Here is a 24349-nt window from a genome sequence, read left to right on the forward strand (position 1 = left end):
GCTGACCGCCGTGAGCGACTCCGAGACGATCCGCGTCGGCGTGGTGGACGACCAGCAGCTGGTGCGGGCCGGCTTCCGCCTGGTCATCGACTCCCAGCCCGACCTCACCGTGGTGCTCGAGGCCGGGGACGGCGCGCAGGCCGTGCAGGCGCTGACGCCCGGGACGGCGCAGGCGCGGGTGCTCGGCCCGGTCGACGTGGTCCTGATGGACGTCCGGATGCCGAACCTCGACGGCCTGGCCGCGACCGAGGCGGTCGTGGCGGCCGGCACCCCGGAGCACCCGGCGCCGCGGATCATCGTGCTGACCACGTTCGACCTCGACGAGTACGTGCTGTCCGCCATCCGCGCCGGCGCCAGCGGCTTCCTGCTCAAGGACGCCCCGCCGGAGGACATGCTCGCGGCGATCCGCACCGTGCACCGGGGCGACGCCGTCATCGCGCCATCCAGCACCCGGCGGCTGCTCGAGCACCTGGTCACGGCCCTGCCCGCGGAGCAGCGGCAGGACGGCGCGGGCGCCGAGGCCCTGGGCACGCTCACCGAGCGCGAGCGCGAGGTCCTCGTGCTGATGGCGCGCGGCCGGTCCAACACCGAGATCGGCGAGGACCTGTACGTCGCCGAGGCCACGGTCAAGACGCACGTGGGCCGGATCCTGGCCAAGCTCGGCGCGCGCGACCGCGTGCAGGCCGTCGTCGTCGCGTACGAGACCGGGCTGGTCGTCCCCGGCGCCTGAGCCGGCCGGGGTCCGGACCGGCTGGGGTCCGACCGGCTCGCGTCCGACCGGCTCGGGTCTGACCGGCTCGGCCCGGGGGTCGTACCCCGGGATGACCCGAGGTCGGGACCGCGGGTGGACGACGCGGGCACCCCCCGCTCCGTAGCGTCGAGGACGTCCGAACCCCCCACCTCGCCAGGAGCACACCCGTGGACCCGATCGTCCCCACCCCCGCCGGCGCACCCGGCCCGCACGCCGCCGTGCACGCCCGCGGCCTGACCAAGGTCTACGGCCGCGGCGAGGCCGAGGTCCGGGCGCTCGCCGGCGTCGACGTCGACTTCGCCGCCGGCGAGTTCACCGCGATCATGGGACCGTCCGGCTCCGGCAAGTCCACGCTGATGCACGTCCTCGCGGGCCTGGACGCCGCGACCTCGGGTGCGGCGTTCCTCGGCCGGACCGACGTGACCACGCTCGACGACGACTCCCTGACCCGGCTGCGCCGCGACCGCGTCGGCTTCGTGTTCCAGTCCTTCAACCTGCTGCCGATGTTCACCGCCGAGCAGAACATCCTGCTCCCGCTGGAGCTCGCCGGGGCCCAGGTCGACCGCGCGTGGTTCGACACCCTGGTGTCGACGCTGGGGCTCGGGCAGCGCCTGACGCACCGCCCGTCCGAGCTGTCCGGCGGCCAGCAGCAGCGCGTCGCCATCGCCCGCGCGCTGATCGCCAAGCCGGAGGTCGTGTTCGCCGACGAGCCCACGGGCAACCTGGACTCCCGCTCCGGCGCCGAGGTGCTGAGCTTCCTGCGCCGCTCGGTGCGCGAGCTGGGCCGCACGATCATCATGGTCACGCACGACCCGACCGCGGCGGCCTACGCCGACCGCGTGGTGCTGCTGGCCGACGGGCGGATCGCGGGCGACATCGTCGACCCGACCCCCGAGGCCGTGCTCGCAGGGCTGGACGCGCTGCGCCAGCTCGAGGTCACCGACGCCCCGGCAGGTGCCTGATGTGGCGGCTCACCCTGGCGCAGATGCGCGGCAGCCTCGGCCGGCTCACGGCGGCGGGCATCGCCGTCGCCATCGGCACCGCCTTCGTCGCCGCGACCCTGCTCGCCGGTGACGTCATGAAGCGGATCTCCTACGACTCGGTCACCGCGTCGTTCGGGACCGCCGACCTCGTCGCCGACAGCGGCGGCGCGCCGGTCACCCAGGCCCGGCTGGACGCCGTGCGGGCCCTGCCCGGCGTGGCCGCGGCCGACGCCCGCGTCGTCGCGTACTACGTCGACCTGTCCGCGGGCGACAAGGCCATCACCCAGACGATCGTCCCCGTCCCGAGCGACGACGCCTTCGACACCCAGCAGGTGACCGCGGGCGAGCTGCCGACCCGGGACGGCCAGATCGCGCTGCCCGAGCGCGCCGCCGAGCGGCTCGGCGTCGAGGTCGGGGACGACCTGACCGTGTCGTACTACCGGTGGGGCGCCGAGGCCGACGCCGCGGCGGGCACCGATCCTGCTGCGGGCACCGTCTCCCCGGACTCCGCGACCACCGCGCCCGACGCCGGTTCCGGCGACGAGGACACCGTCGTGCAGCAGCGCGAGGACACGGTCGAGGTCGTCGGCCTCACGACCGACCCGACGTCCGCGTGGGCGCAGTACGGCGGGGCCGCGCTGGCCACGGAGGCCGACACCCTCCTGTGGTCCAGCGCCGGGTCGGGCGCGGGCGCGCCCACCCTGGAGGACGCCGCGTCCTCGGTGGTCATGCTGGCGCTCGAGCCGGGGGCCGACACGGCCGGGGTGCAGCAGGCGGTCGGCGACGTCCTCGCGGTCGACGGCAGCACGCCGACCGTCCTCACCCGGGACGCCGCCGCGGAGCGCAGCATCTCCGGCGACGGCACGGGGCCGGTCCTGGTCGTCGTGCTCGCCTTCGCGGCGGTCGCCATGATCGTCGCCGGCCTGGTCATCGCGAACACGTTCCAGGTGCTCGTCGCCCAGCGCACCCGGATGCTGGCCCTGCTGCGCTGCGTCGGCGCCGTCCGGTCGCAGGTGCGCCGGTCCGTGCTGCTGGAGGCGAGCATCCTCGGGCTGGCGGCCTCGGTGCTCGGCACGCTGCTGGGTACCGGCCTGGTGCAGGTCGCGCTGTGGGTCATGCAGTCGGCCGACCTGCCGTTCCCGGTCCCGACGGCGGTCGTGCCGACCGTCGCGAGCGTGGTCGCGCCGCTCGCGGTCGGCGTGCTCGTCACCGTGCTCGCCGCGCTGACGCCGGCCCGGGTCGCCACCCGGGTGGCGCCGATCGCCGCGCTGCGGCCGGCCGACGCCCCCGCCGCCGGCAGCCGCGCCGGGCGGTTCCGCCTGGTGGTCAGCCTGCTGCTGGTCGCCGGCGGCGTGCTGCTGCTCGGCGGCGGCGTCGCGATGTCGCAGACGGACCTGCTCGGCGTGGCGGTCGCCGTGGCGATCCTCGGCGGCGCGGCGTCGTTCGTCGGCCTGCTGGTCGGCGCCGTGTTCTGGATGCCGAAGGTCGTCGCCGCGATCGGCCGGCTGGTCGGCCGCGCGGGGATGCCCGCCCGGCTCGCCGCCGCCAACACGGGCCGCAACCCGGCCCGCACCGCCGCGACCAGCACCGCCCTGCTGATCGGCGTGACGCTGGTCGCGATGATGAGCACCGGCGCGGTCACGGCCCGGTCCACCCTGGGCGGCGAGCTGGACACCCGGTTCCCCGTCGACCTGCAGGTCTCCGCGCCCACGTCGGTGGACAGCACGGGCGCGCCGGTCGCCGAGCCGCTGCCGGCCGGCGTCGCGGACTCGCTGGCGGACGTCCCGGGCGTCGCGTCCGTGACCACGCTCGCGTCCCAGACCGTCGTCCTGGGCGACCAGGAGGGCACCGTCGACGCGCGCGCCCTCACCCCGGACCAGGCGGCCGACGTCCTGCGGGACGCCGACCTGGCTGCGGCGGTGGCCGACGGCACCGCCGTGGTCTCGGCCGACGTGGCGGACTACTACAGCGTGGAGGCCGGCGACCGCGTCCCCGTCGCGCTGGGCGACCCCGTGACCGGCGCGGTCGCGGACGGCTCTCCCACGGTCGACCTGACCGTCGCCGTGTCCGCGCTGCAGGACTGGTCGGTGCTGGTCACCCCGGGCACCTTCGAGCAGCTCGGCTCCCCGGGCACGCCGAGCACGGCGTGGCTGCGCGTCACGGACGTCGACGAGTCCGGCCAGGTCGCCACCGAGGTGCAGGACCTGACGGCCGACTCCACACTCGAGATCTCGGGTGCGGCGATCGAGCGCGCGTCCTACCAGCGGGCCATCGACACCGTGCTCGCGGTCGTCGTCGGGCTGCTCGCCGTCGCGGTGGTCATCGCCCTGATCGGCGTGACCAACACGCTGTCGCTGTCGGTGATCGAACGACGCCGCGAGTCGGCGACGCTCCGGGCCCTCGGGCTCACCCGGCGCCAGCTGCGGGCGTCCATGGCGGTCGAGGGCGCCCTGATCGCCGGGGTCGGCGCCGTGGTGGGCGTGCTGCTCGGGCTGGCCTACGGCTGGCTCGGCTCGGCCGCGGTCCTGGCCGGCATCGCCGAGCTCGAGCTGCAGGTGCCGTGGGCCGACCTCGGCGTCGTGGTCGGCGTGGCGCTGGTCGCGGGCGTGCTCGCGTCGGTGCTGCCCGGCCGGTCGGCCGCGCGCACGCCCCCGGTCGCGGCACTCGCCGTCGACTGAGGAGGCCGGCGGGCTCGTCGGCCCGCCGCCGTCAGCGCGCTGTCACCGCCCGGTGCCGGCGGTCGTCCAGGAGACGACCGCCGGCACCAGCAGCATCGCCCCCGTGACCACCGCGAGCACCAGCACGCCGACGGACCAGGGCGCGACCTCGACGCCCAGCCAGCCGACCGCGAGCACGACGACCATGATCTGCACGGTCATCACCGGCGCGCGGCCCCAGCGGCGGCCGGCCAGCAGCGCCCGCGCGGCACCGGCCAGCAGCGCGGCCGCGCCGAGGGCGAGCAGCACCAGGAACACGACCGGTCCCGGCATCGACGACCCCCGCACCAGCAGGACGACGAGCGCGACGGCCGCGCCAGCCAGGGCGAGCGCCTGCAGCAGCACCAGCCCGGTCAGCACCCGGACGGGCGCGGGGACGGCGCCCCCGGGGGTCGACGGCGACGGCTGGGGCGTGCTGGATCCGGTCACGGAGGCGACCCTACGCGCGCCCCGGGTGAAATCGCCGGGCGTCCGCGCAGGTCCGCGGGCCGCGCCGTCCGGGACCGGGACGTCGGTCCCGGTGGGCGAGCGGAGTTGGCGCGCGGAGCCGTCCGGGGAGTACCGTGCGTGCTGGCGTCCAGGATCCACACAGGTGTGACCGACGCCTCAGCCGTCACGCGCCAGAAACCTGCTCGTAACCCCTTGTGCGCCCTCCGGCCCCATGTGAATCTTGTACTCAGCAGTTCGAAACCGAGCGCCGACGCTCACGCCCCCCGCGACATCTTTCCGTTCGTGCGTCGACGTGTGCGACTGCGCCTGCCACCCAGCCCCCTGGTCGTGGCTCGCCCCTGTGCTGAGGAGTTTTCCCATGGATTGGCGCCACCGCGCTGCATGTCTGACCGAGGACCCGGAGCTGTTCTTCCCGATCGGCAACACGGGCCCGGCCCTGCTGCAGATCGAGGAGGCCAAGGCCGTGTGCCGTCGGTGCGACGTCGTCGACACCTGCCTCAAGTGGGCGCTCGAGTCCGGCCAGGACGCCGGTGTCTGGGGCGGCCTCTCCGAGGACGAGCGCCGCGCCCTCAAGCGCCGCACGGCCCGCCAGCGCCGCGCCGGCTGACCCAGCCCGCACGACCGACGCCCGCCGCCCCTCCCCCGGGGGCAGGCGGGCGTCGCTGCGTCCGCCCCCGCCCTGCCCGCCCGTCGTCGTCGTCGAGATGACAGTTTCGGCCTGTGCCGACGGCGCCCGGCACAGGCCGGAACTGTCATCTCGGCGCGGGTGCGCCGCACGTCAGGCGACGGTGGCGGCCTCGCGGCCGGCGGCGCGCAGGGTCGCGCGCAGCACCACCTCGGTGCCGCCGCCCTCGCGGGCGGACCACGCAATGGACCCGCGCAGCTCGTTGGTGACCAGCGTCGACACGATCTGCGTACCCAGGCCGGTGCCGGCGCCGTGGTCCGACGGGATGCCCGCGCCGTCGTCCGCGACCGTGATGGTCAGGTCGTCCTCGACCCGCTCGGCGGTGACCTCGACGGAGCCGGACTCGCGGCCCGCCAGTCCGTGCTCGACGGCATTCGTCACCAGCTCGGTCAGCACCAGCGCGAGCGCCGTGGCGTCCTCCGCCGACACCGGGCCGAACGTGCCGCGCACGACCGTCCGCACGGAGCCGCCGGCCGACGCGACGTCGGCGGCGAGCCGCAGCGACCGGCCGACCAGGTCGTCGAACACCACGGTCTCGTCGAGCGTCTGCGACAGCGTCTCGTGCACCAGGGCGATCGTCGCGACCCGCCGCATGGCCTCCTCGAGCGCCGCCTTCGCCTCGGGCAGGTTCATCCGGCGGGCCTGCAGGCGCAGCAGCGCGGCCACGGTCTGCAGGTTGTTCTTCACGCGGTGGTGGATCTCGCGGATCGTCGCGTCCTTGGTGATGAGCTCGCGCTCGCGACGCCGCAGTTCGGAGACGTCGCGGCAGAGCAGCACGGCGCCGATCCGCTCGCGGTCCTCGGTGAGCGGCACCGCGCGCAGCGACAGGGCGACGCCGTGCGCCTCGATGTCGGTGCGCCACGGCGCGCGACCCATGAGCACCAGGGGCATCGACTCGTCGACCGTGGACTTCTGCTCGACCAGGTCCGCGACCACCTCGACCAGGGAGCGGCCGACCAGGTCGTCCATCGCGCCGAGCCGGTGGAAGCAGGACAGCGCGTTCGGGCTGGCGTACAGCACCTCGCCCTCGGAGTTCAGCCGGACCAGCCCGTCGCCGACGCGCGGCGCGCCCCGCCGGGGCCCGGTGGCGGCGTTGGGCAGCGGGAACTCGCCGCGCGCGATCATCGCCATCAGGTCGTCGGCGGCCTCGACGTAGTTGAGCTCCAGCCGGCTCGGCGTCCGCGCGCCGCCCAGGTTGGTCTGCCGGGCGATCACCGCGATGGCGCGGCCGTCCCGGACCACGGGCACGGCCTCCTCCCGCACGGCGTACGACCCGAACCAGCGCGGCTCACGGGACCGCTGCGCGCGGACCTCGGTGAGCGAGCGCTCGAGCTGCGGCCGCTGCCCGTCAGGCGCCCGGGAGCCGACGACGTCGTCGTAGTGCACGGTGGCGCCGGTGCTCGGCCGGCACTGCGCGATCGCGACGAAGTCCCCGTCCTCGATCGGCAGCCACAGCACGAGGTCGGCGAACGCCAGGTCGGAGATGACCTGCCAGTCGCCGACCAGCAGGTGCAGCCACTCGAGGTCCGCGGCGTCGAGGTGGGCGTGGCGCTGCGCGAGCTCGCTCAGGGTGGACACCTGTCCAGGGTAGGCGCTCCGGCGCGGCACCCAGCGGCCCGTCCACACCCGCACCGCCGCGTCTCCGTCCGCGCGAGGCACCCGTCGCCACGCGCGCGCGGGCCGCGCCCGATACCCTCGGCACACCCGTCGCGTCACCCGCGCACCTCGGAAGGAACCCGTCGTCGTGCACCTGCAGGTCACCGTCCCCGTCCCCACCGACCCCCGTGCGGCGGGGGTGATGCTGGCCGACCCGGGCTACGTGCGCGCGAAGGTCCGCGCGAGCGGCGCCGAGGAGCAGGTCGTCGACGTCGCCCCGGGCGAGGACGGCGCGTTCACCGTGACCACCCGCCGGTCGCTGCCGACCGATCAGATCCCGCCGAACGTCCGCGCGTTCGTGGGCTCCCGGCTCGAGGTCCGCGAGGTGGAGGCGTGGGAGCCCGCCGCGGCCGACGGCACCCGCACCGGCACCGTGGCGGTGGAGATCGCCGGCGCTCCCGTCCGGCTCACCGGCACCGTGGCGCTGACCGCGACCGCCGACGGGTCGGCCGTGACCTACGACGGCGAGCTCAAGGCGAACGTGCCGCTGTTCGGCGCGGCGGTGGAGGAGGCCGCGTCCAAGGCGGTCCGCGCCGCGCTCCAGGCCGAGGAGGCCGTCGCCCGCGACTGGGTCGCCGCGCACCCCCAGGGCTGACGCCGCACCCTCGCCTCGGCGCCGAGGCGCGCCCGGGCGCGAGGTCGTGACGTCCGGGCGAGGTCGTCACGTCCGGGCGAGGTCGTCACGTCCACGTGACGACCTCGTCGTGATGTGACGACCTCGCGGGTGGCCCACGGCGCGGGCCAGAGTGCGGGTCCCGGTTCGGGGCCACGGGGCGGGGCCACGGTGCGGGGCCTGGGCGTGGGTCCCGGCTCGGGTCACGACGCGGGGCCTGGGCGTGGGTCCCGGCTCGGGGGCCACCTCGCTGGGCCGCACCGAGCCGGTCAGGGCGTAACGATTCCGTAACGCGTTCAGCGGCCGCAACGCCCTGACCTGCGGCGATGGAGTCATGGGATCGCTTCCACGGCCCGATCGGACCACATCGGCTTGACACCCCTCACCCCGTGACGGGAGGGTGCGACCCAGGCGTGGAAGCGCTCCCGCAGTTCCACCTGGGAGCGATTCCACGAACGGACGCCGGTGCCGGCGTCCCCGATGGAGGCGGCGACGACGCCGCCCGCTGACGAGGGAGTCACAGTGCGCAGGAGCACGCGGAAGACGTGGGTGGCCGTGGCCGGAGCGACGGGTGTGGCGCTGCTCGCCACGGCGTGCGGCGGCGGGTCGGACGACACCGCCGGCGGTGGCGAGGAGGGCGGCGACGTCACACTGACCATCTCGACGTTCAACCAGTTCGGCTACGAGGACCTCCTGGAGGAGTACCAGGAGCTCAACCCGAACATCACCATCGAGCACAACAAGTTCGGCAAGTCCGACGACGCCAAGGAGCAGTTCCAGACCGCGCTCGGTGCCGGCTCGGGCCTCGCGGACGTCGTGGGCGTCGAGGTCGACTGGATGCCGCAGATCATCCAGTACTCGGACCAGTTCGTGGACCTGACCAGCGACAGCGTCGAGGGCCGCTGGAACCAGTGGACGCTCGACCAGGCCACCTCGCAGGACGGCGCGCTGCTCGGCTACCCGACGGACATCGGCCCGGAGGCCATCGCCTACCGCTCCGACATGTTCGCCGCCGCGGGCCTGCCGACGGACCGCGAGGCGGTCGCCGAGCTGTTCGGGGGCGACGACGCCACCTGGGACGACTTCTTCGCCGTCGGCGACCAGTTCATGGCCGCGGGCACCGGCCCGGCGTTCTTCGACTCGGCCGACGCCGTGGCCCAGGGCATGATCAACCAGATCGAGGCGCCCTTCGAGGACCCCGAGTCCGGCGAGATCACCGCGCTCGACAACCCGGAGATCCGGGACATGTACGACACGATCCTGTCGCACGCCGACCAGTCCGCCGGCCTCAAGCAGTGGGAGGCCGACTGGACGAGCGCCTTCCAGAGCGACGGCTTCGCGGTCGCGCTGGCCCCGGCCTGGTTCCTCGGCAACATCGAGGGCAACGCCGCGGGCGTCGAGGGCTGGGACATCGCCAACGTCTTCCCCGGCGGCGGCGGCAACTGGGGCGGCTCGTTCCTCGCGGTCCCGACCATGTCGGAGCACCCGGAGGAGGCCAAGGCCCTCGCCGACTGGCTGACCGCCCCCGAGCAGCAGCTCAAGGCGTTCGGCGTGAACGGCAACTTCCCGAGCCAGATCGAGGCGCAGCAGTCCGAGGAGCTCCAGGGCATGACCCGCGAGTTCTTCAACGACGCCCCGACGGGCCAGATCTACACCGACCGCGCCGCGGGCATCGCGACGCAGCCGTTCAAGGGTGAGAACTACTTCACCATCCGCACCGGCCTGTCGGACGCGTTCAACCGCGTGGACGTCGACAAGTCGATGACCCCCGACGAGTCCTGGACGGGCTTCGAGGACGCCGTCGCCGCGATCGGCTGACGCACCGGGCCGGGCCGTCGGGGAGCATCCCGGCGGCCCGGCCCGCGACCGCGGGCACGCACCGACGCGCCCGGCCCCGCCCGACCCGTCCGCACGAAGGAACCCCATGGCCACCCAGACGGCGCCCCCGAGGGGCGCGGCACCGCTCAGCGACGACGACCGCCCGCCCCGGAAGATCGGCTTCCGGCAGACGCTCGGCCGCTGGGACGTGCGGCTCTCGCCCTACCTGTACATCTCCCCGTTCTTCCTGCTGTTCGCGGTCGTGGGCCTGTTCCCGCTGATCTACACCGGCTGGGTCTCCCTGCACGAGTGGAGCCTGATCGGCGGCCGGGGCGAGTTCGTCGGGATGGACAACTTCACCTTCGTGCTGGGCCAGGACTTCTTCTGGAAGTCGCTGCGCAACACCTTCAGCATCTTCCTGCTGTCGACCGTGCCGCAGATCGTCGCCGCCCTGGTCATCGCGGCGATGCTCGACGCGAACCTGCGCGCCAAGACGTTCTGGCGGATGGGCGTGCTGCTCCCCTACGTCGTCGCGCCGGTCGCCGTCGGCCTGGTGTTCTCGCAGATGTTCGCCGACGGCTCGGGCATGATCAACACGCTGCTCGGCCAGATCGGCATCGACCCGGTCGGCTGGCACAAGGACGCGTTCGCCTCGCACATCGCCATCGCGTCGATGGTGAACTTCCGCTGGACCGGCTACAACGCGCTGATCCTGCTGGCCGCGATGCAGGCCATCCCCCGCGACATGTACGAGGCCGCGACGCTCGACGGCGCCAACCGCGTCAAGCAGTTCTTCTCCATCACCGTGCCGATGGTCCGCCCGACGATGATCTTCGTCATCCTGACCTCGACCATCGGCGGCCTGCAGATCTTCGACGAGCCGCGCATGTACGACGCGACCGGCCTCGGCGGGTCCAACGGGCAGTGGAAGACCGTCACGCTCTACCTGTACGAGCTGGGCTGGAACAAGCAGCAGCTCGGCCGCGCGGCCGCCGTCGCCTGGATCCTGTTCCTGATCATCATCGTGTTCGCGCTGATCAACAACTGGCTGACCCGGCGGATCGCGTCGGCGGACGACATGAGCCGGTCCGCGAGGGCCGCCCGCAAGCAGCAGCGCGGCCGGTCCCGCGACCTGCAGCGCCGGATCACCCGGACCTCCGACGCCGCGGTGCCCGCGGCCGCCCCGATCGAGGTGGACCCCCGATGAGCGCCCCGTCCCTCCCCGTCATCGAGCAGACCGCCGGCAAGGGCGCGGCCCGCGCGGCCCGTCGCCGCCGCGGCGACAGCGGCGGCGCCGACCGGCGCCCGGGCTGGGTGACCTACGTCGTCCTCGGGGTGTTCCTGCTGATCTCGGCGTACCCGCTGTACTTCACCTTCCTGCTGTCGTCGTCGACGTCGGCCGAGGTGGCGCAGAACCCGGTGCCCTCGCTCATCCCGGGCGGCGAGTTCCTGACCAACCTGCAGCGTGTGTTCGACGCCGACATCGACCTGGTGCGCGCGACCGTCAACTCGCTGGTCGTGGCCCTGGTCACGAGCGCCTCCGTGGTGTTCTTCTCGACGCTGGCCGGGTACTCGTTCTCCAAGCTGCGGTTCCGCGGCCGGGGACCGCTGCTGGTGTTCGTGATCGCGACGATGGCGGTGCCGACCCAGCTCGGCGTCGTCCCGATGTACATCGTCATGCGCGAGCTCGGCCTGACGGGCAACCTGCTCGCGGTGATCCTGCCGGCGGCCGTCACGGCGTTCGGCGTGTTCTGGATGACCCAGTACCTCGACTCGGCCCTGCCGTACGAGCTGATCGAGGCAGCGCGCGTGGACGGCGCCTCGATGTTCCGGACCTTCTGGTCCATCGCGCTGCCCGCCGCCCGGCCCGCCGCGGCGATGCTGGCGCTGTTCACCTTCATCACGTCGTGGACGAACTTCTTCTGGCCGTCCATCGTCCTCGGCGCCCAGAACCCGACGCTGCCGGTGGCGCTGAAGCTGCTCCAGGCCGGGTTCTTCCAGGACCTGCCGCTGATCATGGCCGGCGTCGTGCTGTCGATCATCCCGCTGCTGCTGCTCTTCGTGGTCGCGGGCCGCCAGCTGGTCGCCGGCATCATGGCCGGGGCCGTCAAGGGCTGACCGATACGATTCCGCGCGGGGGTCCGGCCCAGGGCCCCCGCGCGGGACCGCGCTGCGTCGGCGGCGCACCCGCGCCGCGCGCCCGCCACCCACTCACCACCTCCAGGGGGCGATCGACCGTGGTCGACCAGTCAGCCATCCCGTCGGTGACCCACCCGGTCCCCACGCTCGAGCAGGTCGCCGAGCGCGCCGGCGTCTCCCGGTCGACGGCGTCCCGCGCCATCAACGGCGGCCTGCGCGTCTCCCCGGAGGCGATGGAGTCCGTCGCCGCCGCCGTCTCCGACCTGGGGTACACCCCGAACCGGGCCGCGCGCTCGCTCGTCACCCGGCGCACCGACTCGGTGGCGCTGATCGTGCCCGAGCCGGACGAGCGCGTGCTGTCCGACCCGTTCTTCGCCGGCGTGCTGAACGGCGTCTCGACGCCGCTCGCCGCGTCGGACCTGCAGCTGCTGCTGGTGATCGCCCGGCCCGGCGAGTCCGAGCGCACCGCCCGGTACCTGCGCGCCGGCCACGTCGACGGCGCCATCGTGGTCTCGCACCACCGGGACGACGCGATCGACCGCGCCCTGCAGAGCTCGATGCTGCCGACCGTGTTCATCGGCCGGCCGCTGGCGGGCGGCGAGGGCGCCGCGGTCGTCGACACCGACAACGTGCTCGGCGGCCGGCTGGCCACCGATCACCTGGTGGCGATCGGCCGGCGGCGGATCGGCACCATCGCCGGCCCCGCCGACATGTCCGCCGGCATCGACCGGCTCGCCGGCTGGCGCGCGTCGCTGGCCGCGGCCGGTCTGCCCGCCGACGCGGTCGTGCACGGCGACTTCACGGTCGACGGCGGCGCCGCGGCGGCGCGCGAGCTGCTGGCGCGGCACCCCGACGTGGACGCGGTGTTCATCGCCTCCGACCTGATGGCCGCGGGCGCGCTGCCGGTGCTCGCCGAGGCGGGCCGCGACGTGCCCGGCGACGTCGCCGTGGTCGGCTACGACAACTCCGGCCTCGCGACGACGACCAAGCCGCACCTGACCTCCGTCACCCAGCCGGTGATCGCGATGGCCCGGGCCGCGGGCGAGGAGCTGGTCGCCCAGCTCCAGGGCCGCCCCTCCCGGGCGTCGGCGCAGATCTTCGCCCCGGAGCTCGTCGTCCGCGGCTCCGCCTGACCTGTCCCGCCGGGCGCACCGGCCCGCCGAGGTCGAGGGTCCGTCGCCCGACCGGTCCCGCAGACCCTCGACCTCGCCGCAGACCCTCGACCTCGGCGCAGGCCTTCGCCCGGCGGGCGCGTCGGGCAGCGCACCCGCCCGGCGGTCAGGGCGCCGGGCGGGTGCGGTCAGGGGGGGCTCGCCCGCGGGTCAGCGGGTGGGGTCGATGTGCCCGAACCGGTGGCGGGTGCGGCTGACCGCCTGCTCGCGCAGGACCGTCATCAGCTCGCGCCGGCCGCTCGCCACGACGGGCGCGTCGAGCACGGTCACCTCGCCCGTGCGGGCGACGGCCGCGGCGCGCAGCCCGGGCGCGGTGCCGACCACGCGCACCCGGCCGGTCACCTCGCCGGCGGCGACCCGCGCGGCGAACGCCTCGTCCGGCTCGTCCGCCGCGCGGGACACCGTCACCGGTACCCCGGCGGTGCGCGCGGCGGTGAGCACGCGGCGCAGCTCGCGCTCGCGGGCGTCGGCCCCGGCCCGCACGGTCAGGTGCGGCACGGGGCGGTAGCGCAGGGTGTTCTCCTCCGCCGCCAGGCCCGAGGGGTCGTGCGCGACGCCGAACTCCGCACCCCACCAGCGGGCGTCGTCCTGCTGCGCCCAGGCGACCCACGCGTCGTCGTCCAGCGCCGCGACCTCGGCGTCGTCCGCCCAGGTGCCGAGCTGCGCGACGTACGACGGGCCGCCCGCCTTGGCGCCGGGGCCGACCACGGACGCCTTCCAGCCGCCGAACGGCTGCCGCTGCACGACGGCGCCGGTGATGTGCCGGTTGACGTAGGCGTTGCCGACCTCGACGCGGTCCAGCCAGTGCGCGATCTCCGCCTCGTCCAGCGAGTGCAGGCCGCCGGTCAGGCCGAGCGCGACGGCGTTCTGCACCGCGATCGCCTCGTCCAGCGTGTCGACGCGGATCACGCCGAGCACGGGGCCGAAGCACTCGGTCAGGTGGAACCACGAGCCGGGGCGCACGCCGTGCTTGACGCCGGGCGTCCACAGCCGGCCCTCGTCGTCGAGCTTCCGGGGCCGGACCAGCCAGCCCTCGCCCTCGTCGAGCGTGGTCAGCGCGCGGAGCAGCTTGCCGGACGCGGGCTCGACCAGCGGCCCCATCGTGGTGCCGAGGTCGTCCGACCAGCCGACGCGCAGCGACGTGACGGCGTCCGCCAGCTGGCGGCGCAGCCGGTCCGAGGTGCCGGCGGAGCCGACCAGGATCGCCAGCGACGCCGCGGAGCACTTCTGGCCCGCGTGCCCGAACGCCGAGCGCACCAGGTCCGCGACGGCCAGGTCGACGTCGGCGGACGGCGTGATGATCAGGGCGTTCTTGCCGGAGGTCTCCGCCAGCACGTCCAGGTCGGGCCGCCAGCCGGCGAACAGCTGCGCCGTCTCGAGCGACCCGGTCAGCAGGACCCGCGCCACGTCCGGGTGCGTGACCAGCCGGCGGCCGACCTCGCCCTCGGGCGACAGCACGACCTGCAGCGCGGGCTCGGTGACGCCCGCGGCGTCGAGCGCGCGCTGGATCGCCGCGCCGGCCACGCGCACGCAGCGCGGGGTCTGGGGCGCGGGCTTGATCAGCACCGGCGAGCCGGCCGCGAGCGCCGCGAGCACCGAGCCGACCGGGATCGCCACCGGGAAGTTCCACGGCGGGGTGACCACGGTGACCCCGTGCGGGCGGAACAGCGCGCCCGGGACGGTGCCGTCGGCCAGCTCGTCGGCGCGGTCGGCGTAGTACCGCGCGAAGTCGACGGCCTCGCTCACCTCGGGGTCGGCCTCGGCGACGGTCTTGCCGCCCTCGTGCACCATCGTGGCGACCAGGTCGCCGCGCGCGGCCTCGAGCTCGTCCGCGGCGCGGCGCAGCACGGCGGCGCGCTCCGCGGGCGTGCGGGCGGCCCAGGCCGGTGCGGCACCGACGGCGCGCGCCACGACCTCGTCCACCTCGGCCTCGGTGGCCACGGTGACGGCCCCGGCGGGCGGTTCGACGTCCTCGGCGACCAGCCGTGCCGCCCAGGCCCGCGACTCGGCGACGGCCGGGTCGGTGTCGGCGGCGTTGCGGAACGCGCCGGGCCCGACCGGGCCGGCCGCGGCGTCGGACTCGGCGCGCGGCAGCCGGCGGCGCCCGGTCGGGACGGTGGCGGCCCGGGCGACCGAGGCGAGGAACGCCTGCTCCTGGCCCCCGATGCCGCGGTCGACCTCGGACAGGTCGACGCCGGACTCGGCGAACAGGGCGTGCAGGAAGTTCTGGTGCGCGGAGTTCTCCTCCAGGCGGCGCACCAGGTAGGAGATCGCGACGTCGAAGTCCTGCTTGGCCACCACCGGCGTGTAGAGCAGCACCTGCCCGACCTCGCGCTGCACGGCACGGGACTGGGCCGGCGCCATGCCCTGCAGCATCTCGATGTCCAGCGCCTCGCCGACGCCGCGCTGCTTCGCGAGCAGGTGCGCGTAGGCGACGTGGAACAGGTTGTGGCTGGCGACGCCGACCCGGAGCGCGTCGGTGCGGTCGGCCGCGAGCGCCTGGCGCACCAGGCGGACGTAGTGCGCGTCGACGTCGGGCTTGCCGGTGTACGGGGCCTGCGCCCAGCCGTGCAGCTCCGCCTCGACCTGCTCCATGGCGAGGTTGGCGCCCTTGACCAGACGCACCTTGAGCCGGGCGCCGCCGGCCGCGACCCGGCGGCGGGCGATCGCGGTGACCTCCTCCAGCGCGTCGGAGGTGTCCGGCAGGTAGGCCTGCAGCACGATGCCGAACTCGTGGTCGCGGACCGCCGGGTCGGAGACGAGCTCGTCGAACACCCGCACCGTCAGCGCGAGGTCGCGGTACTCCTCCATGTCCAGGTTGAGGAACGTGCCGTGCTCGGCGGCGGCCCGGTACAGCGGGCGCAGCCGCTGCACGACGCGGCGGACGCTGCCCTCGGTGTCCCAGGTCGAGAGCTGGCTCGCGACGGCCGAGACCTTCACCGAGACGTAGTCGACGTCGGGGCGCGCGACCAGCTCCGTGACGCGCTGCAGGCGGCGGTTCGCCTCGTCCTCGCCGAGGACGGCCTCGCCGAGCAGGTTGAGGTTCAGCCGGAAGCCGTCCGCCCGGGCGCGCGCGATGTGCGGGGCCAGGCCCGGACCGGCGTCGGCGACCAGGTGGCCGACCAGCTGACGCAGCCGGATCCGCGCGGCCGGGACCACGGCGGCCGGCAGCAGCGGCGCGACGCGGGCGCCGAGGCCGAGCAGGGCCCGGTCCGCCACGCCGAGGAACCCGGCGGCGTCGGCGGCGCGGTCCCCCAGGTCGGCCAGCTCCGCGGCGGCGACCCGCACGTCCTGCGGGCGGGCCACCCGGTCCACGAACCGGACGGCGATCTCCAGGCCGGCGGGGTCCGCCACCAGGGCGGCGAGCCGGCCGGTGGCCCGCCGCTCGGCGGGGGTCTCGTCGGCCGCGGTGGCGGCCATCCACCGGTGGGCGAGGGCCACGGCCTCGCTGGTGAGGAGCGCGTCGGCGGCAGGTGCGGCGTCCCCGGCGCGGGGGGCCGGGTGGTCGGTCGTCGTCATGGCGGGATCCTTCCCTGGCGGGGCCGCGCCCGTCTTGCACCCATCGTCCGGTCCACGGCGGCGGATCCGTGACACGAGCCCGTCACGCGCACCACCTACGCTGCCTGGCGACATGGAACGCCGTCCAGCCCTGCCGACCGCCGCCTCGCCCGAGGCCCGCGCGCTGCTGCGCGCCCTCACGCCCGCCCTGCTGCGGCTGTGCGACGACCTGACCGGCACGATGTTCTGCGCCAAGGACGTCACCGGCCGGTACGTGGTGGTCAACGACGCGTTCGTGCGCCGGACCCCCGAGCGCTCGCGCCGTGCGGTGGTCGGCCGCACCGCGGCGGAGCTGTTCCTGCCGCACCTGGCCGAGCGGTACGACGCGCAGGACCGGTCCGTGCTGGACACGGGCCGGGCGCTGCACCGCGAGCTCGAGCTGATCCGGCGCACGGGCGGCGCCCCGGGCTGGTACCTCACGTCCAAGGAGCCGGTGCGCGACGACGCCGGCACGGTCGTGGGCCTGGTGAGCATCTCCCAGGCGCTGCGCGCGGGGGACGCCGACGCGGCCACGGTCGCCGCGCTGTCCCGCGTGGCGGCGTTCGTGCAGGACCGGCTCGCCGACCCGCCGACCGTCGCGGAGCTGGCCGAGGCGGCGGGCTGCTCCGCCTCCACGCTCGACCGGCGGGTGCGCCGCGTGTACGCCCTGTCCCCGCAGCAGTACGTGCTGCGCGCGCGGCTCGACCACGCCGCCGCGCTGCTCACCGCGTCGCCGCTGCCGCTCGCGGAGGTGGCGGCGGCGGCCGGGTTCTACGACCAGGCCTCGTTCACCCGGACCTTCGGCCGGCTGACCGGCGAGACCCCGGCGCAGTTCCGCCGCGGCGCCCGCGGCCCCGCCGCGCTCACCGGCCCGGACGCGCTGGCGTGGCCGCGCGCCGCGACCTGGGTGACGATGGACGCATGACCCACCCCCAGATCCCCACCATCACCCTGCCCGGCGGCGAGATGCCGCTGCTGGGCCTCGGCACGTGGCAGGCGGAGGGCGGCGACGCCGAGCGCGCCGTGGTCGCCGCCCTCGAGCACGGCTACACGCACATCGACACCGCCACCGGCTACGGCAACCAGGCCCAGGTCGGCCGCGCGCTGTCCCTGCGCGACATGGACCGCGACGCGGTGTTCCTCACCACCAAGCTGCCGCCGGACCACGCGGGCCGCGAGCGCCAGACCCTCATGGAGTCGCTGGCCGAGCTCGGCACCGACCACCTGGACCTGTGGCTGATCCACTGGCCGCCGAACAAGCAGGCGACGCCCGCCACCTGGGAGCAGTTCATCGCCGCGCGCGACGAGGGCCTGGTGCGCTCGATCGGCGTGTCCAACTACTCCATCGCGCAGATCGACGAGCTGATCGCCGCCACCGGCGAGGCGCCCGCCGTGAACCAGATCCCGTGGAGCCCGTCCGACTGGGACGCCGACCTGGTCGCCCAGCACGCCGAGCGCGGCGTCACGATCGAGGGCTACAGCGCGTTCAAGCGCACCGACCTGGACGACCCGGTGCTGACCGAGGTCGCGCAGGCGCACGGGGTCACCACCCGGCACGTGGTGCTGCGCTGGCACATCGACCACGGCATCGTCGTCATCCCGAAGTCGGTCAACCCGGAGCGGATCGCCGAGAACCTCCGGGCGCTCGACTTCACGCTGTCCGCGGACGAGCTCGCGCGGATCGACACCCTGGGCGGCAGGTGACGGAGCCCGAGCAGCACACCCCGACCCGACGGGAGCGGCGCGCCGCGCGCAGCAGCCCCGGCGGGGCTGGGCGTGCGCGCGCCGTGGTCGCGGCGGCGACGAGCGCGCTGCTCGTCGCCGCCGTGGCCGTCGCGGGCGTCCAGCTGCACGCGGGTCGCGAACGCGCGGCCGAGGACGACCGGCGCGCGCAGGCGATCGGCCTGACCGCCGATCTCGCGCGCGCCGAGGACGACTTCCTGGCGGAGCGGGACGCGGCCGCCGACGAGGCCGCGGCGCAGCGCGGGACCGAGCGCGTGCAGCAGCTCGCCGAGCAGGCCGCCGCCGCGGCCGAGGCCGCCCGCCTCGCGCAGGAGCAGGCGGCCGCCGCGGAGGCCGCGCGGGTCGCGGCGGAGCAGGCCGCCGCCGAGCGGGCCGCGCAGGAGGCCGCTGCGCGGGACGGGGCCGGGGCGGCACCCGGGGGCCGGCCCGCCGACCCCGGTATCGCGGGCTACGTCGACGGCCGCCCGGTCGACGCCGCGGGGAACGTCCTGTGGGTCACCTCCGTGCCCACCGCCGACGGCGACGGGTCCAACGGGCGGATGCCGATGTCCAGCATGTGCCTGGTGCCGTGGGGCACGGACCAGCTCGGGTTCGCGCAGTACCTGCGGTGCGACGCCGCGGACGCGCTGACCGCGCTGAACGCCGCGTTCAGCGCGCAGTTCGGCGCCCCGCTCGACCTGGACCTCACCTACCGGTCCTACGAGGACCAGGTCGCGATGAAGGCCGCGTTCGGCGGGCTCGCCGCGGCGCCCGGGACCTCCTCGCACGGGCTCGGCACCGCGCTGGACGTCCAGGAGTGGCCCGGCACCTACGGGTTCGGCACCGCGCGGTACGACTGGCTGGTCGCGAACGGTCCTGCCTACGGCTGGTACGCCCCCGCACGGGTGCGCCAGGGGCAGCCGTACGCGGAGTACTGGCACTTCGAGTACGGCCCCGGCCGCACGTCCTGACACGCCCGCGCGCGGTCCCGGCGGAGCGACCGGTGACCCCGGCGCCGCTGTGGCACAGTGGCGGGCGAACCCGGAGGCTCACCTGACGGGAGCGGCAGCGAGGCCGCGACCTGGGCCGCCGGACCGCCCAGGAGGCACCCGCATGTCCGCCACGCACACCGTGCCCGACGCGTCGCCCACCCCCGCGACCGCCGCGCGCACCTCCCCCCTGACGACCGCGCTCGCGCAGCTCTCGTCCGCCGTCGAGCTGCTCGGCCTCGACGACGGCCTGCACCAGATGCTCGCCACCCCGCGCCGCGAGCTGCACGTGGCGGTGCCGCTGCGCCGCGACGACGGCCGGATCGAGCTGCACGCCGGCTACCGGGTGCAGCACAACATCTCCCGCGGCCCGGGCAAGGGCGGCCTGCGGTTCGCGCCGGGCGTGGACATCGACGAGGTCCGCGCGCTGGCCATGTGGATGACCTGGAAGTGCGCGGTCGTGGAGCTGCCCTACGGCGGCGCGAAGGGCGGGGTCGCGATCGACCCGCGGCAGTACTCCGCTGCGGAGCTGGAGCGCGTGACCCGGCGGTACACCTCCGAGGTGATGCCGATCATCGGCCCCGAGCGGGACATCATGGCGCCCGACGTCGGCACCACCGAGCAGACGATGAGCTGGGTGATGGACACGTACTCGGTGAACTCCGGCTACACGATCCCGGCCGTGGTCACCGGCAAGCCGCTGGCGGTCGGCGGCTCGCTGGGCCGGGCGACCGCCACCTCGCGCGGCGTCGTGCACGCGACGTCCGCGGCGCTGGCGGACGCGGGCGTGGAGCTGTCCGAGGTCACCGCGGCCGTGCAGGGCTTCGGCAAGGTCGGCTCGCACGCGGCGCGGTTCCTCGCGGAGGGCGGCGTCCGGGTGCTGGCCGTCAGCGACGCCGAGGGCGGCGTGCACAACCCGGCCGGCCTGGACGTCGCGGCGCTGCACGCCCACGTCGCCACCACGGGCACGGTCGCGGGCTTCCCGGGCGGCGACCCGATCGACAACGCCGGGCTGCTGGCCCTGGACGTCGACGTGCTGATCCCGGCCGCCACCGAGGACGTGCTCGACGCGGAGACCGCCCGCACCGTCAAGGCGCGCTGGGTGGTCGAGGGCGCGAACGGCCCGACCACGAGCGAGGGCGACCGCGTCCTGGCCGAGCGCGGGGTGGTCGTGGTGCCCGACATCCTCGCCAACGCGGGCGGCGTGGTGGTGTCGTACTTCGAGTGGGTCCAGGCCAACCAGGCGTACTGGTGGACCGAGCGCGAGATCGAGGACCGGCTGGAGCACCGGATGCGGTCCGCCTACGCGGCCGTCGCGCAGCGGGCGCGCGCCGACGGGATCACGCTGCGCGACGCCGCGCTGGTGATCGGCGTGCGGCGGGTGGCCGAGGCGCACCTGCTGCGCGGGCTCTACCCGTGACCGACCGGGCCCGGGGGCTGTGAGGCACGACGCGGCCGGGCCGGGAAGCAGCACCGGCCAGGCCGCGTTGGCGCAGGTGTGAGCACCGAGCCGAACCCCGTCCCGCTGTCCGTCCTCGACCTGGCCCCCGTGGGCACCGGGCGCACCAGCGCCGACGCGCTCGCCGACTCCACCGCCCTGGCCCGCAGCGCCGACGCCCTCGGGTACCGCCGGTTCTGGGTCGCGGAGCACCACTCGATGCCGGCCGTGGCGTCCACCTCCCCCGGCGTGCTGCTCGCGCACCTGGGCGCGTCGACCGAGCGGATCCGGCTCGGGTCCGGCGGCGTCATGCTGCCCAACCACCCGCCGCTGGTGATCGCCGAGCAGTTCGCGATGCTCGAGGCGCTGCACCCCGGCCGCGTCGACCTGGGCATCGGCCGCGCCCCCGGCGCCGACCAGGCGACCGCCGCCGCGCTGCGCCGCACCGTCGAGGGCCTGGGCGCGGAGGACTTCCCCGCCGAGCTGCTCGACGTGCTGCACCTGCTGGGCCAGCTGCCCGCGGGGCGCGCGCCCGGCGCCGCCGCGAGCCGGCTCACCGCGACCCCGGCACCGACCAGCACCCCGGAGGTGTGGCTGCTCGGGTCGTCCACGTTCAGCGCGCAGCTGGCCGGGGAGCTCGGCCTGCCGTTCTCCTACGCGCACCACTTCGGCACCGGCATCACCACCCAGGCCGCCGAGGTCTACCGCGCGTCGTTCCGGCCGTCGGCCGTGCTGGACGCCCCGCACCTGATGGTGTCGGCGTCGGTGGTCGTCGCCGAGTCGGACGAGCGCGCCGAGTGGCTCGCCGGGCCGAGCAAGGTGATGGCGCTGCGGCTGCGCACCCGCGGTGCGCTCGCGCCGATCGAGACGCCCGAGGACGCGGAGCAGCTGCTCGCGACGATCGACCCCGACCAGGCGCGGGAGTTCTTCTCCCGCGTCGCCGGCACCCAGGTCGCCACCACCGCCGACCGCGCCGCGGAGCGCCTGCGGGAGCTGGTCGCGCGCACCGGCGCCGACGAGCTGATCGTCACGGGGACCACGCACGACGTGGCCGACCGGATCGCCACCCTGGAGGCGCTCGCCGCCGCCTGGTGACCGGGCGCGCCGCCGCCCGCGGCCCTCGCCCGGCCCACCGTTTCTCGCTCGGCACCCCGCGCTCGCGGCGGGGTGCCGAGCGAGAAACGGTGGGCGACGCGAGAAACGGTGGCCGGGGCGAGACCGGCAGACGGCGCGAGACCGCGGGCGGCGGCGTGCGCCGTGGCGTGCCAGGATCGGCGGCATGGACGACGTGGTCGGCGGGACGTGGCGGTTCGTGCAGGTCGCGGGCGTGGGGCTGGAGGACGGGCCCGAGCGGGCGCACCCGGAGCTGACCTTCGCCGGTGACGGCCAGGTCTACGGCACCGGCGGCGTGAACCGGCTGCGGGGCACGTGGTCGTTCGCCGACGGCACGCTGACGTTCGGCCCGGTCGTGACGACGCTGATGGCCGGCACGCCCGAGCACACGGCGCGCGAGCGCGCGGTGCTGGACCTGCTCACCGGGCCGCTGCGCGTCGCCCTGGTGGACGGCGCGCTCGAGCTCACCGACGGCGCGGGGCGGGTCAGCCGCCTGCTGCCCGCCCCCGCCGGGTCGTCCGAGGCCTGACCGCGTCCCGGCAGGTCCGGGCACCTCGTGCCAGGTCCACCCCCGGTCGGGCCGGCGCGGCCGGTCAGCCGCGCGGCTGGCGCTCGGCCCAGTCCGCGAGCTCGACGCGCGGGCCCGTGTAGAACGGGACCTCCTCGCGCACGTGCCGGCGGGCGCCGGTGGCGCGCAGGTCGCGCATGAGGTCGACGATGCGGTGCAGCTCGTCGGCCTCGAAGCCGAGGATCCACTCGTAGTCGCCGAGCGCGAACGCCGACAGCGTGTTGGCGCGGACGTCGGCGTAGTCGCGGGCCGCGTGGCCGTGCTCGCGGAGCAGCTCGCGGCGCTCCTCGTCGCTCAGCAGGTACCACTCGTAGGACCGCACGAACGGGTACACGCACAGGTAGTCGCGGGGCTCCTCGCCGGCGAGGAACGCCGGGACGTGGCCGCGGTTGAACTCGGCCGGCCGGTGCATCGCGGCGACCGACCAGACGGGCAGCAGGTGCTCGCCCAGCTCGCTCGCCCGCAGCCGGTGGAACGCCTCCTGGACGGCCTCGATCGTCGGGGCCCACCACCACACCATGAGGTCCGCGTCGGCGCGCAGGCCGGCGACGTCGTACCAGCCGCGGACCACGAGGCCCTCGGGCGCGTCCGGGCCCGTCAGCGCGGCGAGCGCCGCGTCCACGACGCGGGTGCGCTCCGCGGCGTCCGCCGGCAGCGACGAGGACGTCTCGAAGACCGCGTACATCGCGTACCGGATGGCGGCGTTGATCTCGTCGGCGGTCTCGGGGCTGTGCCCGCCCTCCGGGGCCGTGCTGGTCGTGCTCATCGCGGTGCTGCTCCTTCGGTGGTGTCGTGCCCCCGCTGCTGGTTGATCGTCGGCAGGCCGGTGTCGACGCCCGCGCGCTGGAAGCAGCAGCCGACGGCGCACCGGTCCGGCCACGCGTCGAGCGCGCCGACGGTGACCCGCTCGGGGTCCTCGCCGCGCTCGGCCGCCGCGCGCTCGACCATCAGGTCGACCAGGCCGGCGACGAACGGCGCCCGGGTGGACGCCGAGCCGGCGCGGACGGCGGTGATGCCGAGGTCCCGCGACGTGGCCATCGCCTCGGTGTCGAGGTCGTAGGCGACCTCCATGTGGTCGGAGACGAACCCGATCGGCGACATCACGACGGCGGTGGTGCCCGCCGCGGCGCGCTCGGCCAGCACGTCGTTGACGTCGGGCTCGAGCCACGGCTGCGACGGCGGCCCGGACCGGGAGCAGAACGCGAGGCTCCACGCCGGCGCGACGCCCAGGTCGGCCTCGACGAGCGCGGCGACCTGCCGGCAGGCGTCCTCGTGCTGCGCGACGTAGCCGGGCCGCGCGGCGGCGGAGCCGGCCTCCATGGCGAGCGGGATCGAGTGCGTGACGAACAGCAGCGGCGCCTGCGCGACCAGCTCGGCCACGGGCCGGCCGGTCCGCTCGGCCAGCTCCCGGAACGCCTCGACCACGGCGTCGGCGTTGGCGCGCACGAAGCCGGGGTGGTTGAAGTAGTGCCGCAGCTTGTCGACCCGGACCCCCGCGGCCGCCTCGGCGTCCGGGGGCGTCTCGTCGAGGCCCGCCACGCCCGCGAGCGCCTGGGCGACGTGCTCGCGGTACTGCCGGCACCCCGAGTACGACCCGTACGCGCTGGTGACCAGCGCCAGGACCCGGCCCGCACCGTCCGCGCGCAGCCCGTCCAGGGCGCCCTCGGTGTAGGGCTCCCAGTTCCGGTTGCCCCACACGAGCGGGGTGCCGATGCCGCGGGCGTCCATCTCGGCGCGCAGCGCCGCGAGCAGGGCGCGGTTCTGGTCGTTGATGGGGCTGCGGCCGCCGAACAGCGCGTAGTGCTGGCTGACCTCGACCAGGCGCTCCTCGGGGATGCCCTTGCCGCGCGTCACGTTGCGCATGAACGGCAGGACGTCCTCGGGCTTCTCCGGGCCGCCGAACGAGAGCAGGAGCACGGCGTCGTACGGTGCGAGCGACGACACCGTCAGGGTGGGGGAAGACACCGCCCCATCATCCCATCGTCGCCAGGACCGGCC

General features: G+C 75.4%; 20 protein-coding genes. 15 read left to right on the forward strand and 5 right to left on the reverse strand.

What is annotated here, in order from left to right; translation table 11 throughout:
- Window position 1 precedes the first annotated feature (1 nt).
- The 3 genes from AC1050_RS06060 to AC1050_RS06070 all read left to right on the forward strand — a co-directional run bounded on the left by AC1050_RS06060 (window position 2) and on the right by AC1050_RS06070 (window position 4412).
- Window positions 2-730: a response regulator gene (locus AC1050_RS06060; protein ID WP_482387247.1), complete on the forward strand. Its 729-nt coding sequence runs from the start codon at window positions 2-4 to the stop codon at window positions 728-730.
- A 188-nt stretch (window positions 731-918) separates the two neighbouring features.
- Window positions 919-1713 carry an ABC transporter ATP-binding protein gene (locus AC1050_RS06065; RefSeq protein WP_482386460.1) on the forward strand — a complete coding sequence of 265 codons (795 nt, stop codon included), beginning with the start codon at window positions 919-921 and terminating at the stop codon, window positions 1711-1713.
- A gap of 23 nt (window positions 1714-1736) precedes the next feature.
- Complete coding sequence (locus AC1050_RS06070) at window positions 1737-4412, forward strand: FtsX-like permease family protein (protein WP_482386461.1); 2676 nt, start codon at window positions 1737-1739, stop codon at window positions 4410-4412.
- Between the two features lie 42 nt (window positions 4413-4454).
- Here AC1050_RS06070 and AC1050_RS06075 read toward each other — a convergent pair whose 3' ends face one another.
- The gene (locus tag AC1050_RS06075; protein ID WP_482386462.1) at window positions 4455-4880 is read right to left on the reverse strand and encodes a hypothetical protein; all 426 of its coding nucleotides are present in this window, start codon (window positions 4878-4880) and stop codon (window positions 4455-4457) included.
- A 379-nt stretch (window positions 4881-5259) separates the two neighbouring features.
- Here AC1050_RS06075 and AC1050_RS06080 point away from each other — a divergent pair, with 379 nt between their 5' ends.
- On the forward strand, window positions 5260-5508 hold the full coding sequence (locus AC1050_RS06080) for a WhiB family transcriptional regulator (protein WP_122151410.1): 249 nt from the start codon (window positions 5260-5262) through the stop codon (window positions 5506-5508).
- A 171-nt stretch (window positions 5509-5679) separates the two neighbouring features.
- Here AC1050_RS06080 and AC1050_RS06085 read toward each other — a convergent pair whose 3' ends face one another.
- The gene (locus AC1050_RS06085; RefSeq protein WP_482386463.1) at window positions 5680-7164 is read right to left on the reverse strand and encodes a sensor histidine kinase; all 1485 of its coding nucleotides are present in this window, start codon (window positions 7162-7164) and stop codon (window positions 5680-5682) included.
- Window positions 7165-7330: 166 nt separating this feature from the next.
- Here AC1050_RS06085 and AC1050_RS06090 point away from each other — a divergent pair, with 166 nt between their 5' ends.
- The 5 genes from AC1050_RS06090 (at window position 7331) to AC1050_RS06110 (ending at window position 12945) form a co-directional block, all read left to right on the forward strand.
- Complete coding sequence (locus tag AC1050_RS06090) at window positions 7331-7837, forward strand: DUF2505 domain-containing protein (protein WP_482386464.1); 507 nt, start codon at window positions 7331-7333, stop codon at window positions 7835-7837.
- A gap of 573 nt (window positions 7838-8410) precedes the next feature.
- Window positions 8411-9673: an ABC transporter substrate-binding protein gene (locus AC1050_RS06095; RefSeq protein ID WP_482386465.1), complete on the forward strand. Its 1263-nt coding sequence runs from the start codon at window positions 8411-8413 to the stop codon at window positions 9671-9673.
- 106 nt (window positions 9674-9779) lie between these two features.
- The gene (locus tag AC1050_RS06100) at window positions 9780-10880 is read left to right on the forward strand and encodes a carbohydrate ABC transporter permease (protein WP_482386466.1); all 1101 of its coding nucleotides are present in this window, start codon (window positions 9780-9782) and stop codon (window positions 10878-10880) included.
- Window positions 10877-11791, forward strand: coding sequence for a carbohydrate ABC transporter permease (locus AC1050_RS06105; RefSeq protein ID WP_482386467.1), 915 nt, complete (start codon window positions 10877-10879; stop codon window positions 11789-11791). Before AC1050_RS06100 ends, AC1050_RS06105 begins: the two co-directional genes overlap by 4 nt.
- Window positions 11792-11910: 119 nt before the next feature.
- Window positions 11911-12945, forward strand: coding sequence for a LacI family DNA-binding transcriptional regulator (locus AC1050_RS06110; RefSeq protein WP_482386468.1), 1035 nt, complete (start codon window positions 11911-11913; stop codon window positions 12943-12945).
- 189 nt (window positions 12946-13134) lie between these two features.
- Here AC1050_RS06110 and AC1050_RS06115 read toward each other — a convergent pair whose 3' ends face one another.
- On the reverse strand, window positions 13135-16503 hold the full coding sequence (locus tag AC1050_RS06115) for a proline dehydrogenase family protein (protein WP_482386469.1): 3369 nt from the start codon (window positions 16501-16503) through the stop codon (window positions 13135-13137).
- Window positions 16504-16615: 112 nt separating this feature from the next.
- Between AC1050_RS06115 and AC1050_RS06120 the strand changes: the two genes are divergently transcribed.
- The 6 genes from AC1050_RS06120 to AC1050_RS06145 all read left to right on the forward strand — a co-directional run bounded on the left by AC1050_RS06120 (window position 16616) and on the right by AC1050_RS06145 (window position 22312).
- On the forward strand, window positions 16616-17446 hold the full coding sequence (locus tag AC1050_RS06120) for a helix-turn-helix transcriptional regulator (protein ID WP_482386470.1): 831 nt from the start codon (window positions 16616-16618) through the stop codon (window positions 17444-17446).
- Complete coding sequence (locus AC1050_RS06125; RefSeq protein ID WP_482386471.1) at window positions 17443-18225, forward strand: aldo/keto reductase; 783 nt, start codon at window positions 17443-17445, stop codon at window positions 18223-18225. The genes AC1050_RS06120 and AC1050_RS06125 overlap by 4 nt, the downstream gene beginning before the upstream one ends.
- Complete coding sequence (locus AC1050_RS06130; protein ID WP_482386472.1) at window positions 18222-19214, forward strand: M15 family metallopeptidase; 993 nt, start codon at window positions 18222-18224, stop codon at window positions 19212-19214. Before AC1050_RS06125 ends, AC1050_RS06130 begins: the two co-directional genes overlap by 4 nt.
- 142 nt (window positions 19215-19356) lie before the next feature.
- Window positions 19357-20652, forward strand: coding sequence for a Glu/Leu/Phe/Val family dehydrogenase (locus AC1050_RS06135; protein ID WP_482386473.1), 1296 nt, complete (start codon window positions 19357-19359; stop codon window positions 20650-20652).
- Window positions 20653-20730: 78 nt separating this feature from the next.
- Window positions 20731-21765, forward strand: a complete 1035-nt coding sequence (locus tag AC1050_RS06140; protein ID WP_482386474.1) for an LLM class flavin-dependent oxidoreductase — start codon at window positions 20731-20733, stop codon at window positions 21763-21765.
- Between the two features lie 184 nt (window positions 21766-21949).
- On the forward strand, window positions 21950-22312 hold the full coding sequence (locus AC1050_RS06145) for an META domain-containing protein (RefSeq protein WP_482386475.1): 363 nt from the start codon (window positions 21950-21952) through the stop codon (window positions 22310-22312).
- A 64-nt stretch (window positions 22313-22376) separates the two neighbouring features.
- On the opposite strand, the gene hemQ is transcribed toward AC1050_RS06145, so the two are convergent.
- Window positions 22377-23117, reverse strand: coding sequence for a hydrogen peroxide-dependent heme synthase (gene hemQ / locus AC1050_RS06150; protein ID WP_482386476.1), 741 nt, complete (start codon window positions 23115-23117; stop codon window positions 22377-22379).
- Window positions 23114-24316 (reverse strand): ferrochelatase, encoded by a 1203-nt coding sequence (locus AC1050_RS06155; protein WP_482386477.1) that lies wholly within the window; start codon window positions 24314-24316, stop codon window positions 23114-23116. Before AC1050_RS06155 ends, hemQ begins: the two co-directional genes overlap by 4 nt.
- Window positions 24317-24349 lie beyond the last annotated feature (33 nt).

It is taken from the genome of Cellulomonas sp. NEAU-ZC6 (assembly GCF_056844425.1).